Here is a 17,028-nt window from a genome sequence, read left to right as displayed (position 1 = left end):
CTAAAAAGGATGAGAACACTCAAACTTTATTTCTATTTTTTGGTTAAAAAAAGCATCCCCACCATAAAAAAATATCTTATTGCGTAAAAAAATAAATAACCCAAACTCAACACACGAATACAAATTGATACAAAACGACACAAAGAGAGCACTGCAATGACAACACCTAATCAAACCAAGCCTAAGACAGTAAAGCTGATTTTTTCTGAGGCAGTTGCCATTAGCGTGATGATGGCAACGATTTCTCTGCCGTCTTTTGCAGGCTCTTTTAATCACCGTGTTGAGCAGTATTACAGCGATACGCCCCATCATTATTACCAAGGCAACTACAGCATTATTAAACAAATGGGTAGCCATAATAGCGCCAATGTTTATCAGTCCTACTCGGCCCGTTATCAAGCAGGGAATTTTTCTAGAATTCACCAACAAGGCAATTGGAACGCTGCCAATATTGAGCAGAGCGGTGGCAACAACATTGGGGTGATCCTTCAAAGAGGCAATCATCATATTGCCAATATTTCTCAGTCGGGGAATGAAAAACAAATAGAAACCTATATTTCCCAGACTGGCCATTATAGCGATATTCAAGTCTCACAGTCGGGGAGTGGCTACCGTGGCATTAGTGTTGAACAACAAGCGTTTTCAGCCAGTGCGCGTCCAGTCACCGTCGAAACCTACTGAGCAGCATTCCGTTGTCTCAGTAATAACTAAGCAAGTATGACATAAAGGGGAAACACCATGAAAACTCAAATCACTACTATTGCTGCCGCCGTTGCCTTCGCTATGAGTGCAACTGCTTCTGCACAGTACTGGTCCTCAGGTAGCGATTCCACAATTTATCAAAGCGGTAACCACAATACTAACAATGTTACCCAGTGGGGTACTCAAACATCACGTATTTACCAAGAGGGAAGCAATAACTCGACGGTTGTTACTCAAGACGATGTTTCAGGCATTGCTACTCAGTTCCCTGGTAATAATGACTCCGACATTGACCAAATTGGGCAGTATAACACAGCCAATGTTTCACAATTAGGCGCCTTTAACGACTCGACTGTGTATCAACAAGGTGACAATAATACTTCAACCGTAGACCAGGATGGCTTTAAGAACATTTCAGTAGTAGAACAAATTGGCAACTACAATGGCGCTAATGTTTCACAGGATGGCAAGTTTAATGATAGCTATGTCTATCTTGAAGGTAGCCATAACAAAGCCACTGTTAAGCAAGATGGCGAAGAAAACGTGTCTGTGGTAGAAGAAAATGGCACTCACAATAATGCTAACATTACCCAGATTGGCAACTACAATGATAGTTACACGTATCTAAGTGGCAACTATAATGAGGCCTTCGTTACTCAGAATGGTTACTCACTAGACAGTACAATTCTAGCTATTGGTGACCATAACACCCACAACGTCATGCAGTCAGGTTATAACCACGACTCCTATATTTATACCCAAGGTAGCAATAACGTACAAAACGTTACCCAAAGCGGCTACTTATGGGGTGGCAACCATACCTCTACCATTGAGACTTATGGTAATAACAACACTAATTATGTGAGCCAAGGCCACTAAACGAAGTCATACACGGATAAGCGTACCCAGCGCTTATACAAACCGCCCTCACCCAGGGCGGTTTTTTATACTTTAACGCTTTAACGCACCATTACCATTAGCGTGCTGCCTTTACCCTGAGTAGAGGAGCGCGAACGATTGCTGCCCTTCACAATATCTACTTCCAGCCGCTCATCATCGCTCAGCAGCGTTACCGTTCCCTCTAAGGCATCGCCTTCAAACGTGAACTCTGAGGGTACCGTACCCCTGGTTTCAGGATGATCAACGGTCTCGCCATTATGGGTAATGCGCCACTGAGCTGAAAACTCAGCGCCGGGGGAACCGCCCATGGTGATGTGGATCCGATTCATATCCTGCTCCTGGGCAGCTAGCCCTATCAAGGGAACGCCAAAGGTGAGCGCGGCGGTTAAAAATACGCCGCTCAATCGTGAAGCGTGCCAAGCCGATGGTTGTTTCATGGTTAGCCCTCATTAACCACAAGAGCCGCTCAATAGGAGCGGCTCTTGCAGTGTAGCAGGCGTTTTATCTAATAGTTACTTAACGTTACATAAGGGCAAAAGCTTTTTCTGCCGCATCCAAAGTGAACTGGATATCTTCTGGCGTATGGGCGCTGGACATAAAGCCCGCTTCATAGGCTGAAGGCGCAAGGTACACACCGTGATCAAGCATCGCACCAAAGAAGCGGCGGAAGGCATCTGGGTTACACGCCGTTGCTTGTGCAAAGTTATCGACCCGGGATTGTGAGGTAAAGAAGATACCAAACATTCCGCCTGCCGATTGCGTCATCATCGGCACCCGCGCGGCATTGGCACGCTCTTGCAGACCGTTACATAGCGTTTGTACGCGCTGGCTTAACGCATCATGGAACCCCGGCACCTGTAGCTTGGTCAACAGCGCAACGCCCGCCGCCATGGCCAGCGGATTCCCCGAGAGAGTGCCCGCCTGATACACCGGCCCCAATGGGGAGATGTTTTGCATGATGTCGCGCTTACCGCCAAACGCACCTACCGGCATACCACCGCCGACGATTTTACCCAGGCAGGTTAAGTCGGGGGTAACGCCGTAATGGGCCTGGGCGCCGCCTAAGGCAACGCGGAAACCGGTCATCACTTCATCAAAAATCAGGATGCTACCGTACTCGTTACATACCTGACGAAGGGTTTCCAAAAAGCCTGGCTGGGGCGGAATACAGTTCATGTTACCCGCTACCGGCTCAACGATAATGCAGGCAATCTGCTCACCGATTTCCGCAAAGCACGCTTCCACCCCTTCCGGGTCGTTGTAGGAGAGCGTAATGGTGTGCTCGGCAAGCGAAGCGGGTACACCCGGCGAGCTGGGTTCACCGTGGGTAAGGGCGCCGGAGCCCGCTTTCACCAGCAGGGAATCCGAATGGCCGTGGTAGTTACCCTCGAATTTGACGATCTTATCCCGGCCGGTAGTGCCACGCGCCAGCCGGATCGCGGACATGGTGGCTTCGGTGCCGGAGCTGGTCATCCGCACCATTTCCATAGAGGGAATCATGTCGCAGATCAGGTCCGCCATGGTGGTTTCCACGGCGGTGGGGGTACCGAAAGAGAGTCCGTTATCCAGCCGCGCACGCACCGCTGCCAGCACGTCTTGGTCAGCGTGGCCGGTAATCATCGGCCCCCAGGAGCCGACGTAGTCAACGTAGCGGTTGCCTTCCACATCAAATAGGTAAGCACCCTGGGCACGCTCCATGAAGACCGGCGGGCGATGCAACCCTTTAAAGGCACGGACAGGGGAGTTCACTCCCCCCGGAATATGGCGACTAGCGAGATCAAACAGTTCAGCAGATGTGGTCATGGCATCCTCAATATAAATGGCTTGCTACCAATGAGATCAAAAGCGTATGGGGCGTGGCAAGCGGTTCGGCAAACACTGGCCGCTGGGCGGTTGGTAGCCGTGAGACAAACTCTCCCAAGTAAAGTGCTGCGCCTGTTCACACGCTGTTGGTAAGCGCTCACCAGCAGCGAGTCTTGCCGCCAAGGCAGAAGCAAGCGTACAGCCGGAGCCATGGAACACCTCGGGCAAACGAGGCCACTGCCATTGGCGGGTCGTGTCGGGTGAGTGCAGCGTATGCACGACCTGCTGATCCGTGCCCGGAAGCGGGTCATCCGTTGCGGTGACTAACACCGCTTGGCAGCCCTGGGAAAGCAGTGCCACCGCTCGGGCGGTGTCGTCATACGGCTCGCTAATCTCAGGCGTCAGCGCGGCTAGCTCAAAGCGATTTGGCGTTAAGATATCCACAAGGGGTAATAGCCGGTCGCGGTAGAGCACCTGCAAAGCGGCTGTGGATAACACAGCGCCACCGCCCGCTTTGAGTACCGGGTCAGCCACCACAGGCACTCCGGGAAAGCGGCGAATGATCTGCTCCGCAGCGCGCAGCGTGGCTTCATCCGCCAGCAGTCCCAGCTTAATAGCCGCAATCTGCATACCACCCAGCGCCTCGGCCATTTGCCGCATGGCACCTGCATCAACCGGAATCACCCGCGATACGTTGTGGCAGTTCTGTACCGTCAGCGCCGTAGGAATCGTCACCGCCCAACCACCGCAGGCGGCAATTGCTTCGCTATCGGCCACCAGACCGGCACCACCAGTCGGGTCATGGCCCGCTAACACTAAAACAACAGGAGGAAGGGGTTGGCGCATCAAAAGGGTTTCACTACCGCCAGCAGAATAATCGCCACCAGGGCAATTACCGGCGCTTCATTGAACCAGCGGAAAAACACATGACTTTTGGTGCAGCGCGACTGGGCCAACTGCTTGAGATAAATCAAGCAAACGTGATGGTAGGCAATCAGCAGCACCACCAGCGCTAGCTTGGCGTGCAACCAGCCCTGACTAAACCAGGCCGGCACCAGATAGAGCATCCAGCCACCAAAAATCAGTACCGCAATCATCGATGGCGTCATGATGCCACGGTAGAGCTTGCGCTCCATGGTTGTGAAGTAAGTGATTGCTTGCTCATCGCCCTTATCACGTGCCATGGCGTGGTACACATAAAGCCGTGGCAGATAAAACAGCGCAGCAAACCAAGTGACAACGGCCATTAAGTGAATAGCCTTTACCCATTCGTACATGGTCTCTCCTTAGGCGGTGGGCTTATTGCTAGGAATCGGTCTCGCGGGCATCCGTCTGTCGAGCGTCAGTGTAGTGGTAATAGCGCTCGATCGCGCCCCGGGTAATGATACCTGAAATTCGCTGTTGCTTTGGTCGATATCCATGCACGACATAAAGCGCTCCAAGTGCGCTGTCTTGAAGCTTTAAAAAAGCCTCCGATAGCGTAGCCTGTAAACCGATAGGAGCCATTTCCAGCCGCTGGCCGGGAATTTCTAGGAGATCGATCAGCTCATCCTCCGGCGGCGCTTCCCCATTGAGCGCCTCGTCATGCTCTAACAGCCAACGGGCAAGCTCAGCAGCTTTTAGCGCCAGCACCGGTTTCTCGTCACTGGAGCGCTCGATCACCAGCCACATGGGATTAGTGTCCAACAGGCGGCGGGCTTGCTCCGGGGTAATCATCCGTTCGGTTCGCACCAGTTGGCGCTCCATCACCGCAGGCACCGATACTCGGGAGAGCGCCTGCATCAGCGGCTGCTGCAGCGGATGTAAGCCATAGCGCACCGAGCTGATAAAAAAGCCCTCGCAGCCCGTCAACTGCCGCGACGTCAAGCAGGCCACGACCACTGCCAGCATTCCCGGCAGCATGATATTAGGCGTGTGCGTCAGCTCCAGCAGCGCCATCAATGCCGCCAGGGGAGCCTGCAGCACCGCTCCCATCATTGCTGCCATGCCCAGCATGGCATAAATACCTGGGTCAGCGGCTTTCTCAGGCCACAGCCAGCCGCCTAACATGCCGCCTAGCGCCCCGGTGGCCGCCCCCGCCACCAGAACCGGGCCAATAATCCCTATCGGCACGCCGCCCGCCACGGTCATCGCCGTTATCAGCAGTTTGGCCACCATCAGCGCCAGCAGTACATGGATAGCCAGTTGGTTATTCAGCGCTGCCGCCACGCTGTCATAGCCGATGCCTTGAATCTCCGGAAACCACCAGGCCAACGCTCCGGTTGCCACGCCCACGATACCCAGCCGTAACCACAGTGGTAGCCGCTGTAAGCGCTGGCTGCGGGAAATGTGGATGAAAAGACCAGCCATCAGGCCGATCACTAGGCCAAGCACCACAATCCACGGCAGGTTCATCAGCGACCCTAACGCCACCTCGGGAATCCGAAAGGCAGGCTCGTTGCCATACACCACCTGCGCCACCAGTGCCCCCATAGTGGAGGCTAAAATTACCGGCATAAAGCTCATTAGGGTGTACTCCATCATCACCACTTCCATAGCGAAGATGACCCCAGCGATGGGCGTGTTGAACGAGGCTGAAATACCCGCTGCCGTTCCGCAGGCCACCAGCACCCGTAAGCTATTATTGGGTAGCCGCAGTTTTACTCCCAACCCACTGGAAGCCGCCGCACCTAAATGAATCGCGGGGCCTTCCCGCCCAGCGGATAAGCCGCCAAGCACCGATACCACCCCCACCCACCACTGGTTCAACCAGTTACGCAGTGGAAAGCGCCCTTGGTGGTAGGTCAGTCGCTCAATGACATGGCTTACCCCGAGTTTGCGCGCGGCAGATCGCTGTCGGTAAAGCAGCAGGCCGATCACCGTCACGGCAGCCATAGGTAACAGCGCCCTTAGCCAAGGCGCTAACCCTTCAAAGGCTTCCGGGTCCCCTTCCGGCATATAGAGCACCGCCCCCGCTTCCAGCAACAGGCGGAACGCCACCATCACCGCACCGGTAATCACTCCAGACACTAACCCCAATACACATAGCTGTGGCAAAGCATCCACATTCGCCAACTGGCGGCGAAAGCTCTCTAGGGTGAAGTCTGATCGTGAAAAACGTGCCACAACGTCGGTGTCCTTGCGTTTGTTTTTCGTTTCATCGTTTAGCGGTGCACAGCGCTCTTATGCGCTTGCTCTCTTGTGTATCATAGCTAGATACACTTCAACAGCCTGGCACACTCATTAGGCTGTTAATTATTCCAGCGTTGACTGCGCTAAGCGCACAAGGAGTGGTTTGTGATTAAAGTTGGCATCGTGGGCGGCACCGGCTACACCGGCGTAGAGCTGCTACGGCTACTCGCCCAACACCCCCAAGTAAGCGTGGAAGCCATTACTTCGCGCTCGGAAGCGGGCGTAAAAGTATGCGATATGTACCCGAATTTGCGCGGCCACTACGACACCCTGGCGTTTAGCGAGCCTGACGCCAAGTCGCTGGGCGCCATGGATGCGGTGTTTTTCGCCACGCCCCACGGCGTAGCGCACGCCCTGGCGGGCGAGCTGCTAGCCAACGGCACGCGGGTGATCGACCTTTCCGCCGACTTCCGCCTGCGGGATGCCGACGAGTGGAGCCGCTGGTACGACCAGCCCCACGGCGCGCCGGAACTGCTTGAAGAAGCCGTCTACGGCCTGCCCGAAATGCACCGCGAAAAGATCAAGACGGCTCGCCTGATTGCCGTGCCCGGCTGCTACCCCACTGCTGTTCAGCTGGGTTATCTGCCGCTATTAGAAGCTGGACTGGTAGATGCCAGCCAGCTGATTGCCGACTGTAAATCCGGCGTGACCGGTGCCGGCCGTGGTGCAAAAGTCGCCTCGCTGCTGGCCGAGGCCAGTGAATCCATGAAAGCCTACGGCGCGGGTGGCCACCGCCACCTGCCGGAAATTCGCCAAGGCTTGGGAGACATGCAGCCTAATCCCGTCGGGCTAACCTTTGTTCCCCACCTAACGCCGATGATCCGCGGTATTCACGCCACGCTCTATAGCACGCTCACCGCTGAGCCTGGCGACTTACAGGCGCTGTTCGAGCAACGCTACGCCAATGAGCCGTTCGTCGATGTTATGCCCGCAGGCAGCCATCCCGAAACCCGCAGCGTCAAAGGCAACAATACCTGCCGGATAGCAATCCATCGCCCGGGTAACGGCAATACGGTCGTGGTGCTATCAGTCATCGATAACTTAGTGAAAGGTGCCTCCGGCCAGGCCATCCAAAACCTGAACCTGATGTTCGGCTTTGACGAACACATGGGACTCAATGCGCCAGCACTAATGCCTTAACATCTAGGTAATTCCCGGCAATAGTTGACCAATTTGCTGGGAATTACCCATAATCACCCCCCAATGCCGATTATTCGTTCTTAAAGCTCGCGGGAGGTACCCATGAGCGGTGCAGAAGCTTTCGTTCCAACCCCTTTACTCCTCTCTGATAGCGCACGCAAACGTATCAAAGCGCTGATGGCCGAAGAGGATAACCCAGCGCTGAAGCTGCGCGTCTATGTAACCGGCGGCGGCTGTTCAGGTTTCCAGTATGGTTTTGACTTCGCGGAAAACGTCGCTGAAGACGACACACTCATTGAGTTTGGCGACGCTACCCTGGTCGTCGACCCGCTCTCGTATCAGTACTTGGTAGGCTCCACGGTGGATTACGAAGAGGGCTTGGCAGGCGCGCGTTTCCGTATCCAGAACCCCAATGCCACTACCACATGCGGGTGCGGTGCTTCATTTATGGTGTGACCAACGTTGGTAACAACCTCTCCCCACGACTTGACGCCTTGGCGGTTTCTCGCCAAGGTTGAAAGGTCAATAACGGTTGCAAGCCAAATTTATAAGCAAAAATCTTTATAAATCGCGCTGCCAACCACATAAACATGGGGAAACTAATGAAATACCTACTCACGACCTCTGCTGTTGCTACTGCCGTTGCACTGGGTTTGGGCAGTACCGCCACCTTCGCACAAACACCCTCTGTTAACGTGGCCACTGACCCAAGCTTTGTGCCGTTTGAGATGCTTGATCCCGATACCGGCGAAATGGTCGGCTTCGATATGGACATCATTAACGAAGTGGCCGAGCGTGCAGGCTTTGACGTCAACCTTACCACTATGGAATTTTCTGGCATTATTCCCGCCGTACAAACCGGCAGCCAGGAAGTCGCCATTGCCGGTATTACCATCACCGACGAGCGTGCCCAGGTCGTCGACTTCTCTGACCCCTACTACGACTCTGGTCTGCAGATCATTGTGCGTGCTGATAACGAAGAGGTCTCCTCTCTCGAAGACCTCGAAGGGTTGAGCATCGCTACTAAAATTGGCTCTACCAGCTACGACTTTCTCCAACAAGAGCTAGGCGAAGACGCTGACATCACGCCCTACCCAGGCACCGCCGATATGTACATGGCGCTGCTGGGCCGCAACGTAGACGCCGTGTTTTATGATGCACCAAACGTAGCTTACTTCTCGCAAACCCGCGGCGAAGGCCGTACTAAGGTGGTTGGTCCGCTGTATGAAGGCCAGCAGTACGGCATCGTGTTCCACAAAGGCAGCGAGTGGGTAGAACCAACTAACGAAGCGCTGGCCTCCATGCGTGAAGATGGCACCTACGATGAGATCTACACCAAGTGGTTCGGTGAAGCACCCAGCGCTGAGTAATCCGCGCGATATGCCATAACCAACGCTTAAAGCGACTCTCACCACAGGGCCGGGCGGCCATTTCCCCCGGCCCTGTGTCGTTGTTCCTCTTATTATCTGGAGATAACGCGTGGACGTTAACTTTCAGTTTGACTGGTCGGCTGCGTTTAGCTCGATTCCCTATTTGCTGCCCGGCATTCCCTGGACCCTGTTGATTTCATTTGGCGGTCTGGCGATTGGCTTTTTCATCGGTATTTTCTTCGGCCTGCTGCGTATTAGCCCGGTACGCTGGTTGCGTTGGCCAGCCATTGTGTATGTCGAAGTGTTCCGCGGCACGCCCATCTTGGTACAGGTGCTGTTTATTTTTTACGGCTTGCCACAGCTCTTGGGCGGGCCCATCAATGCGCTGGTTGCTGGGATTGCCGCTATTGCCGTCAACTCCGGTGCCTATATCTCTGAAATTGTGCGCGGCGGCGTGCAGTCCATCGAGCGCGGCCAGCGGGAAGCCTCGCTCTCGCTTGGCCTCTCCCGGGTACAGGCCTTTCGCTATGTGATCTGGCCTCAGGCACTGCGCCGTATGATTCCACCGCTGGGTAACCAGGGCATCATCAGTATCAAAGATACCTCGCTCTTTTCCGTCATCGGGGTGAGTGAGCTGGTGCGCCAAGGGCAGATCTATATCGCCACCACTTTCACCGCCTTAGAGGTCTACTTCATGGTAGCCCTCATGTATCTCGCCATTACCTGGTCTCTCTCACTGGCGCTGCGCCAGCTTGAGCGCCGTGGCCTCGCAGGACAATAAGGAGCGCACAATGACCTCTAATCAACCGCCGATTGTGCGCATGCAGCAGCTCAACAAACATTTTGGCAGCCTGCATGTACTAAAGGATATCAACCTTGAGATTATTCCAGGGGAAGTTGTTGTAGTGATCGGTGCCAGTGGTTCGGGTAAATCCACGCTGATTCGCTGCATCAACGGCTTGGAAGAGTTTCAGTCGGGCAGCCTGGAAGTAGACGGCAACACGCTGCTACCCGATGGCAAAAGCAGCCAGGCGCTGCAAACCATCCGCACCGAAGTGGGTATGGTGTTCCAGCAGTTCAACCTGTTCCCCCACCTTAGCGTGCTCGATAACATCACCCTCGCCCCGATGAAGGTGCGCGGCTGGAGCCGCCAGGATGCCGAAGAGACTGCCAAACGTCTGTTGGAACGGGTGGGCATCTCAGACCAAGCGGACAAGTACCCCAGCCAACTCTCCGGTGGCCAGCAGCAGCGTGTCGCCCTGGCCCGCGCCCTGGCCATGGAGCCGCGCCTCATGCTGTTTGACGAGCCGACCTCAGCCCTCGACCCCGAGATGATTGGCGAAGTACTGGACGCCATGCGGGAGCTTGCTAAGGAAGGGATGACCATGGTGATCGTCACCCACGAGATGGGCTTTGCCCGAGAAGTGGCCGACCGCATTATCTTTATCCACAAAGGCGAAATTACCGAACAAGGGCCACCAGAGCAGCTATTCGATACTCCCCAGCATGAACGCACGCAATCGTTCTTGGCACGGGTGCTGAAGCACTAACTCAACGCTTAAAACAGCGTTTCAAACTGCATCTATCACGCCCTATAACGTGGCCTGTCTTCATGACAGGCCATTTTTTTGCCTGTGGATACTATTTTTTACAACGCCACCGTGATCCTGCCACGTCCCCCGCCACAAGCGCCTTTAAACGATATATGCCCAACACTGTGTGGTTGTTCACAGCTGCGGTAACAAGCATGGTATGCAGAGGTGGATAACCCGTTGCTAGACAGCGCTGTGGACAAGTCGCACATTCATCCACAGCTCCAACACCGTTTCTATGCAGGTAATCCGCCGCTTTACCACCTAAAGGTCAACAATATAAGCAATTGATAAAAATGTATTTATTATACTTATCAACAGATTTTGTCCACACTAGTAGTTACTACATCAACAGAACTTCTTTTATTTATTTTTATTTTGTTATTAATAGAACCAAAACCCTGTAAACCTGGGTGTGGAAAAACCTGACGGTTACCCACAGGAGGTTTATACTGGCGGGCTTACTCCATCAGCGGTGATTCGCTGACCACATCATCCGTGCCAACAGGCGCAAGACGAGGTGTCTCTTGAACTACCCCGACCGCTTTGACGTGATTGTCATCGGCGGTGGCCATGCGGGAACCGAAGCCGCACTGGCCTCTGCTCGTATGGGCTGTCAAACCCTATTGCTAACCCACAACATCGAGACGCTCGGCCAAATGTCGTGCAATCCCGCCATTGGCGGCATTGGCAAGAGCCATTTGGTGAAAGAAATTGATGCGCTTGGCGGTGCAATGGGGCTAGCCACGGACCTCGGCGGCATCCAGTTTCGCGTGCTCAACGCACGTAAAGGGCCAGCGGTACGCGCAACCCGTGCCCAGGCAGACCGCATCCGCTACAAAGCAGCCATTCGCGGTATGCTGGAAAACCAACCAAACCTGACGATTTTTCAGCAGGCGGCTGGCGATCTGATTGTGGATAACGACACCGTGCGTGGCGTTGTGACCGAAACCGGCATTCGCTTTCATGCGGAATCCGTCGTGCTCTCAACGGGTACGTTTTTGGGTGGGGTTATCCACATCGGGTTAGATCAAAGCCGAGGAGGCCGTGCCGGGGACCCCCCTTCCAATGCGCTGGCGGAACGACTGCGTGCGTTGCCGTTTCACGTTGACCGGTTAAAAACCGGCACCCCGCCGCGTATCGATGCCAAAACCGTTGATTTTTCTCAGTTGGAAGAGCAGCCAGGTGACACGCCAACCCCGGTAATGTCTTACCTAGGCTCGCGGGAGATGCACCCCCAGCAGGTCAGCTGTCATATCGCGCACACCAATGAGCGCACCCACGAAATTATTCTGGGTAACCTGGATCGCTCGCCGATGTACTCTGGCGTGATCGAGGGCATTGGCCCGCGCTACTGCCCATCGATCGAAGACAAGGTGCACCGCTTTGCCGATAAATCGAGCCACCAAGTGTTCATCGAACCGGAAGGTCTCGATACCCACGAGCTTTACCCCAACGGCATCTCTACCTCGCTGCCCTTCGATGTTCAGCTGCAAGTGGTTCGCTCAATCAAAGGGCTTGAAAACGCGCACATCACACGTCCTGGCTATGCCATCGAGTACGATTTCTTTGATCCACGGGATTTGAAACACTCCCTGGAAACAAAATTTATCCACAACCTGTTTTTTGCCGGACAGATCAACGGCACAACTGGTTACGAAGAAGCGGGTGCCCAAGGGCTTCTCGCCGGCCTGAACGCTGCTCGCCGAGCCAAGCAGCTTGACGCGTGGTACCCACGTCGTGATGAGGCTTACCTAGGTGTCTTGGTGGACGACTTGATCACCATGGGCACCAAAGAGCCTTACCGCATGTTCACGTCCCGTGCGGAGTACCGCCTGCTGCTGCGTGAAGATAACGCTGATCTGCGCCTTACCGAAAAAGGCCGTGAACTGGGGCTGGTAGACGACACCCGCTGGGCAGCCTTTAGCCAAAAACGCGAAGCCATCGAGCGCGAAACGGCACGCTTGGCCACCGTCTGGGTGCAGCCCAACAGCCCGGCAGCCGCAAAAATTGCGGAAAAAACCGGCAAACCGCTGCCACGTGAGTACTGCCTCAGCGACCTGCTGAAGCGCCCTGAGCTGACTTATGCCGATATCGCAGACTTACCGGGCATGGAAAGCGGCGGCGTTGACGATGACGCCGTTGCCGAGCAGGTACAAATCCAAGCCAAGTACCAGGGCTACATCGACCGTCAGCAGGATGAGATCGATAAGCTGAAGCGCCATGAGGCAACGCCGCTGCCCACCGAGCTGGATTACCAACGGGTAGAGGGTCTCTCCCATGAAATCCGTCAAAAATTAAGTGCTGCTCGTCCAGAAACGCTGGCCCAGGCCGCACGTATTTCCGGCGTCACCCCCGCTGCGATATCGATTTTGTTAATTCACCTGAAAAAGCGCCGCTTAATTAGCCATACCGAGGTAGCCAACGGATGAGCCCACTGCAGCCGCTGATCAACAGCTTGCCCAACGGCGTTGCACCAAGGTTGGATCAAGGTCTGGCCGAACTGGACGTGACCATCACGGCGTTACAGCGGGAGCAGCTCCTGGGATTGTTGGCGCTGTTGCACAAGTGGAATCGGGCTTATAACCTCACCGCAGTGCGCGATGTTGAAGAGATGGTCTCTCGCCACGTGCTGGATAGCGCCGCTGTGGCGCCCTATGTTCATGGCCCTGAGCTTCTTGACGTGGGGGCCGGGCCGGGTCTGCCGGGATTAGTCTTGGCTATCATGAAACCCGAGCTTCGGGTGACGCTGCTAGACAGCAATGGCAAGAAAGTTCGTTTTCAGCGCCAGGCGGTGATGGAGCTGTCGCTGACCAACGTGACCCCTACCCAGGCACGGGTAGAGCAGTTCACCGGCCAATCGTTTGATCAAGTCATTTCACGGGCGTTTGCCAGTTTGGTCGACTTCGTGACGTTGACCCGCCCGCTACCCGCCGCCAACGGCCAGTGGCTGGCGATGAAAGGCCCCGGTGCTGATGATGAGCTGCGCGAGTTGCCCGAAGGCATTGCACTAAGCGGGCGCCACCTGTTGAATGTACCTTTTGAAACGGCCGAGCGGCAGCTGTTGATCCTGACCCCAAAAGGAGTTGAGTAGTGAGCCAGATCATTGCCCTGACCAACCAAAAAGGCGGCGTGGGCAAGACCACTTCAGCCGTTAACCTCGCCGCTAGCTTGGCCGCTCTGGATCGCCGCGTGCTGCTGGTAGATCTTGACCCCCAGGGCCATGCCAGCATGGGCAGCGGAATCGACAAGTACGATCTTGAAAAAAGCGTGCTTGATGTGCTGCTGGGCGAAGCCACCGCAGGTGAAGCAATCGTTCGCGGGCTTCCGGTGCATTACGATGTACTACCCGGTAACGGCGACCTGACCGCGGCGGAAGTAGAGCTACTGGATAGCGACCAGCGCCAAAGCCGCCTATCGCTGGCGCTCGCCAGCGTTGCTAACGACTACGACGTGGTGCTGATCGACTGCCCGCCATCGCTCAATATGCTGACGGTGAACGCACTTACCGCCGCTCATGGCGTACTAATCCCGCTGCAGTGCGAATTTTATGCGCTAGAGGGGCTTTCGGCACTGCTGGATACCGTTGAGCAGATCAAGCAGAGCGTGAATCCTGAGCTTGCTGTCTCCGGCATCCTGCGCACCATGTATGACAAGCGCACCAGTCTTACCCGGGAAGTGGACAAGCAGCTGCGCGACTTTTTCGGTGATGCGCTGCTGAAAACCACTATTCCGCGCAACGTAAAAGTCGCTGAAGCGCCTAGTCATGGCGTTCCCGTAACGCAATATGCACGCTTTTCGCGGGGTAGCCAGGCCTATCGCGTGCTGGCAAAAGAGATGATTCGGCGTTTGTCGTTGTAACGGTTGTCGCCGTGACGTTCAAAGTACATAACGTTCAAAGTACGAGGGAAAGCGAATGACGCGTAAACGCGCGCTGGGACGTGGCCTGGATGCCCTGATTGGTGCGGGCGCCCGTCGTCGTGACAGTTTAGACCTAACCGGTGGCGCTACGCTTGAAAGCGCTGAGGCGCCGCTGTCCGAGGTAGAGCAGGATAGCGCGCCCGCCGAACGTTTGGAGCGCCTACCGCTAGGGCAACTGACGCGGGGCAAGTATCAGCCGCGTCGTGACATCCAGCCCGAAGCGCTAGAAGAGCTCGCCGACTCTATACGCGCCCAGGGCGTCATGCAGCCCATCGTGGTTCGCCCTATCGGTAAAGAGCGCTACGAAATCATTGCCGGTGAACGTCGCTGGCGGGCTGCTCAGCTTGCTGAGTTGGATGTCATTCCGGCGGTGATCCGCCATGTCAGCGATGAAGTCGCATTGGCGCTGGCGCTGATCGAAAACATCCAGCGGGAAAATCTTAACGCCATTGAAGAAGCGCTCGCCTTAAAGCGCTTGGGCGATGAATTTGAACTGACCCAGCAGCAGATTGCCGATGCGGTTGGTAAATCCCGCACCCAAGTAGCTAACTTGCTTCGCTTACTGGCGCTAGACCCGGAAGTACAAACGCTGCTTGAACGCGGTGATCTGGATATGGGCCACGCCCGTGCGCTGCTCTCACTATCTAGCGCCCAACAGCGGCAAGTTGCCCACGAAGTCGTCAACAAAGAGCTGACGGTACGCGATACTGAAGCGCTGGTGAAAAAGGTGCAAAACCAACAGGTGCCTGTCCCAACCGCCAAGCAGGCACCCAAAACGCCAGACGTTACCCGTTTAGAAACCCATCTAGGTGAGTTATTGGGCGCGCCGGTGTCGATCGATCATGGCCAAAAAGGCAAGGGTAAAGTCACTATCCGCTATAGCAGCCTTGAAGAGCTGGATGGAATTCTCGCCCATATTAAATAGCAGGCTAATAAGTAGGGCGACCTGTTTTTAGCCCTTTGGTCGCAAGTAGGCGCTGAAACGCGCGAAATCCGTGCAACTTCGGTTGAAGGTGTGATAGCGCTTCCCTATAATCGCGCAAGATTTATGCAGGTTGGCCATTTGTTGCCTACCAGCTGACAGTAATAATGGCCGTTCATTTAACGTACTGGGGAAATATGCAGCGAATCGAGACCCAGCGACGTAAAGCGTACATCCTACGGTTGGCCATTATTCAACTGCTAGTGACGCTGATGGGAATATTGCTTGCGTATCCATCGGCACAGCTAGCGGGCGTAACCTCAGTACTGAAGGGCGCTCTTGTGGCACTGCTGCCACATGCCTTTTTTGTCTATCGAATGGGGTTTTTACATACGAACGTTTCTCAGCGGTCAGCGACGCTGCTGCGCGCCGAGGCAGGTAAGTTTGGTTTGACGGTGGCACTCTTCACAGCCGTGTTTGTTGCCGTGCCTCCCTCAAACCCAGCTTTCTTTTTTAGCGCTTATGTCGCGATTGTTCTGACACATTGGCTCGCTCCATGGCTGATGCTAAGGCACCGCGCAACTAAATTGAGGTGACATGTCTATGGCCGCAGGTAACGAAGTCTCAACGACTTACTATATCCAGCACCACTTGCAGAACTTAACCTTTGGTAAGCACCCAGAGAATGGTTGGTCGCTGGCACACTCTGCTGAAGAAGCAAGTGAAATGGGCTTTTGGGCCATCCACTTGGATACCATGGGCTGGTCCATCGCTATGGGGCTGTTGTTCATCTATCTGTTCCGTAAAGCCGGTAAAATGGCGACCACAGGGGTTCCAGGCGGTTTGCAAAATGCCGTTGAGATGGTCTTCGAATTCGTAGAAGACATGATCAAAGGCGCCTTCAAGGGTCACAACCCTATTATTGCCCCCCTAGCGCTGACGCTGTTCGTGTGGATTCTCTTCATGAACACGCTGAAGATCCTTCCTGTCGACTACTTCCCTGTACTCTTCAGTAAGTTAGGCGTCGACTACATGAAGATCGTGCCGACAACAGACGTCAATGCCACCTTAGGTCTGGCTTTGGGCGTGTTTGGCCTCATCCTCTACTACAGCTTTAAAGTCAAAGGCGCAGGTGGTTTTGCCAAGGAGCTGTCACTAACGCCGTTCAACCATTGGGCGCTGATTCCGTTCAACCTGCTGCTTGAAATCGTCGCTTTGTTGGTGAAGCCGTTCAGCTTAGCAATGCGTCTATTCGGCAACATGTTTGCCGGTGAAGTTATCTTTATTCTGATCGCCATGCTGCCGTTCTGGGCAATCTGGCTGTTGGATGTGCCGTGGGCGATCTTCCACATTTTGATCGTTGTCCTGCAGGCATTTATTTTTACTGTTCTGTCCGTGGTGTACCTCAGTGCTGCTCACGAGCATCACTAAGCGCACCGCACACGTGAGATTAACCCTTAACCTTAACCCTCAACCTTGCAATTAAACTTGAAAAACTAGGAGCATT

At 54.7% G+C, this 17,028-nt stretch carries 18 protein-coding genes; 13 read left to right on the top strand and 5 right to left on the bottom strand.

Annotation, left to right across the window (positions count from 1 at the left end; genetic code table 11):
- The first annotated feature begins 156 nt into the window (after positions 1–156).
- Together LG300_RS16545 and LG300_RS16540 are read left to right on the top strand one after the other, a co-directional pair.
- Positions 157–681, top strand: coding sequence for a hypothetical protein (locus LG300_RS16545; protein WP_404376380.1), 525 nt, complete (start codon positions 157–159; stop codon positions 679–681).
- Positions 682–738: 57 nt separating this feature from the next.
- On the top strand, positions 739–1,581 hold the full coding sequence (locus tag LG300_RS16540; protein ID WP_404376379.1) for a curlin subunit CsgB: 843 nt from the start codon (positions 739–741) through the stop codon (positions 1,579–1,581).
- Positions 1,582–1,661: 80 nt separating this feature from the next.
- Here the strand turns inward: LG300_RS16540 and LG300_RS16535 are convergent, their stop codons facing one another.
- The 5 genes from LG300_RS16535 to LG300_RS16515 all read right to left on the bottom strand — a co-directional run bounded on the left by LG300_RS16535 (position 1,662) and on the right by LG300_RS16515 (position 6,510).
- On the bottom strand, positions 1,662–2,039 hold the full coding sequence (locus LG300_RS16535; protein WP_404376378.1) for a hypothetical protein: 378 nt from the start codon (positions 2,037–2,039) through the stop codon (positions 1,662–1,664).
- A gap of 85 nt (positions 2,040–2,124) precedes the next feature.
- Entirely contained in the window at positions 2,125–3,405 is a 1,281-nt protein-coding gene (hemL, locus tag LG300_RS16530) for a glutamate-1-semialdehyde 2,1-aminomutase (RefSeq protein ID WP_404376377.1), read from the bottom strand.
- A gap of 36 nt (positions 3,406–3,441) precedes the next feature.
- Complete coding sequence (locus LG300_RS16525; RefSeq protein ID WP_404376376.1) at positions 3,442–4,251, bottom strand: hydroxymethylpyrimidine/phosphomethylpyrimidine kinase; 810 nt, start codon at positions 4,249–4,251, stop codon at positions 3,442–3,444.
- On the bottom strand, positions 4,251–4,682 hold the full coding sequence (gene hemJ, locus LG300_RS16520) for a protoporphyrinogen oxidase HemJ (protein ID WP_404376375.1): 432 nt from the start codon (positions 4,680–4,682) through the stop codon (positions 4,251–4,253). The genes LG300_RS16525 and hemJ overlap by 1 nt, the downstream gene beginning before the upstream one ends.
- A 28-nt stretch (positions 4,683–4,710) precedes the next feature.
- Complete coding sequence (locus LG300_RS16515; RefSeq protein WP_404376374.1) at positions 4,711–6,510, bottom strand: chloride channel protein; 1,800 nt, start codon at positions 6,508–6,510, stop codon at positions 4,711–4,713.
- A 171-nt stretch (positions 6,511–6,681) separates the two neighbouring features.
- On the opposite strand from LG300_RS16515, the gene argC reads away from it, so the two are divergent.
- From argC to atpB, 11 genes are all read left to right on the top strand, one after another.
- A complete protein-coding gene (gene argC / locus LG300_RS16510) occupies positions 6,682–7,716 on the top strand; it encodes an N-acetyl-gamma-glutamyl-phosphate reductase (protein WP_404376373.1) in 1,035 nt (344 codons plus the stop codon).
- 102 nt (positions 7,717–7,818) lie between these two features.
- Positions 7,819–8,172, top strand: coding sequence for an iron-sulfur cluster insertion protein ErpA (gene erpA, locus LG300_RS16505; protein WP_404376372.1), 354 nt, complete (start codon positions 7,819–7,821; stop codon positions 8,170–8,172).
- 146 nt (positions 8,173–8,318) lie between these two features.
- On the top strand, positions 8,319–9,086 hold the full coding sequence (locus LG300_RS16500) for a transporter substrate-binding domain-containing protein (RefSeq protein ID WP_404376371.1): 768 nt from the start codon (positions 8,319–8,321) through the stop codon (positions 9,084–9,086).
- 109 nt (positions 9,087–9,195) lie between these two features.
- Positions 9,196–9,867, top strand: a complete 672-nt coding sequence (locus LG300_RS16495) for an amino acid ABC transporter permease (RefSeq protein WP_404376370.1) — start codon at positions 9,196–9,198, stop codon at positions 9,865–9,867.
- A gap of 10 nt (positions 9,868–9,877) precedes the next feature.
- On the top strand, positions 9,878–10,636 hold the full coding sequence (locus LG300_RS16490; protein ID WP_404376369.1) for an amino acid ABC transporter ATP-binding protein: 759 nt from the start codon (positions 9,878–9,880) through the stop codon (positions 10,634–10,636).
- A 569-nt stretch (positions 10,637–11,205) separates the two neighbouring features.
- Entirely contained in the window at positions 11,206–13,110 is a 1,905-nt protein-coding gene (mnmG, locus tag LG300_RS16485) for a tRNA uridine-5-carboxymethylaminomethyl(34) synthesis enzyme MnmG (RefSeq protein ID WP_404376368.1), read from the top strand.
- Entirely contained in the window at positions 13,107–13,772 is a 666-nt protein-coding gene (rsmG, locus tag LG300_RS16480; RefSeq protein WP_404376366.1) for a 16S rRNA (guanine(527)-N(7))-methyltransferase RsmG, read from the top strand. The genes mnmG and rsmG overlap by 4 nt, the downstream gene beginning before the upstream one ends.
- On the top strand, positions 13,772–14,539 hold the full coding sequence (locus LG300_RS16475) for a ParA family protein (RefSeq protein ID WP_404376364.1): 768 nt from the start codon (positions 13,772–13,774) through the stop codon (positions 14,537–14,539). Before rsmG ends, LG300_RS16475 begins: the two co-directional genes overlap by 1 nt.
- Positions 14,540–14,594: 55 nt before the next feature.
- Positions 14,595–15,524 (top strand): ParB/RepB/Spo0J family partition protein, encoded by a 930-nt coding sequence (locus LG300_RS16470; protein WP_404376363.1) that lies wholly within the window; start codon positions 14,595–14,597, stop codon positions 15,522–15,524.
- A gap of 194 nt (positions 15,525–15,718) precedes the next feature.
- Positions 15,719–16,117 (top strand): ATP synthase subunit I, encoded by a 399-nt coding sequence (locus tag LG300_RS16465; RefSeq protein WP_404376362.1) that lies wholly within the window; start codon positions 15,719–15,721, stop codon positions 16,115–16,117.
- A gap of 7 nt (positions 16,118–16,124) precedes the next feature.
- The gene (atpB, locus tag LG300_RS16460) at positions 16,125–16,952 is read left to right on the top strand and encodes a F0F1 ATP synthase subunit A (protein ID WP_404376361.1); all 828 of its coding nucleotides are present in this window, start codon (positions 16,125–16,127) and stop codon (positions 16,950–16,952) included.
- The last annotated feature ends 76 nt before the right edge of the window (positions 16,953–17,028 follow it).

Source organism: Vreelandella aquamarina (assembly GCF_044805175.1).
GTDB classification, from domain to species: Bacteria; Pseudomonadota; Gammaproteobacteria; order Pseudomonadales; family Halomonadaceae; genus Vreelandella; species Vreelandella aquamarina_B.
The sequence above is the reverse complement of the archived record's forward strand: the minus strand, read 5'-3'. Positions and strand labels throughout refer to the sequence as shown.

Excerpts from the sequence above, each read along its gene's own strand:
- LG300_RS16490 (WP_404376369.1), top strand. The coding sequence starts at position 9,878 with ATGACCTCTAATCAACCGCCGATTGTGCGCATGCAGCAGCTCAACAAA.
- LG300_RS16470 (WP_404376363.1), top strand. The coding sequence starts at position 14,595 with ATGACGCGTAAACGCGCGCTGGGACGTGGCCTGGATGCCCTGATTGGT.
- hemL (WP_404376377.1), bottom strand. The coding sequence starts at position 3,405 with ATGACCACATCTGCTGAACTGTTTGATCTCGCTAGTCGCCATATTCCG.
- LG300_RS16500 (WP_404376371.1), top strand. The coding sequence starts at position 8,319 with ATGAAATACCTACTCACGACCTCTGCTGTTGCTACTGCCGTTGCACTG.
- erpA (WP_404376372.1), top strand. The coding sequence starts at position 7,819 with ATGAGCGGTGCAGAAGCTTTCGTTCCAACCCCTTTACTCCTCTCTGAT.
- atpB (WP_404376361.1), top strand. The coding sequence starts at position 16,125 with ATGGCCGCAGGTAACGAAGTCTCAACGACTTACTATATCCAGCACCAC.
- LG300_RS16540 (WP_404376379.1), top strand. The coding sequence starts at position 739 with ATGAAAACTCAAATCACTACTATTGCTGCCGCCGTTGCCTTCGCTATG.
- hemJ (WP_404376375.1), bottom strand. The coding sequence starts at position 4,682 with ATGTACGAATGGGTAAAGGCTATTCACTTAATGGCCGTTGTCACTTGG.
- LG300_RS16535 (WP_404376378.1), bottom strand. The coding sequence starts at position 2,039 with ATGAAACAACCATCGGCTTGGCACGCTTCACGATTGAGCGGCGTATTT.
- LG300_RS16545 (WP_404376380.1), top strand. The coding sequence starts at position 157 with ATGACAACACCTAATCAAACCAAGCCTAAGACAGTAAAGCTGATTTTT.
- LG300_RS16465 (WP_404376362.1), top strand. The coding sequence starts at position 15,719 with ATGCAGCGAATCGAGACCCAGCGACGTAAAGCGTACATCCTACGGTTG.
- LG300_RS16525 (WP_404376376.1), bottom strand. The coding sequence starts at position 4,251 with ATGCGCCAACCCCTTCCTCCTGTTGTTTTAGTGTTAGCGGGCCATGAC.
- rsmG (WP_404376366.1), top strand. The coding sequence starts at position 13,107 with ATGAGCCCACTGCAGCCGCTGATCAACAGCTTGCCCAACGGCGTTGCA.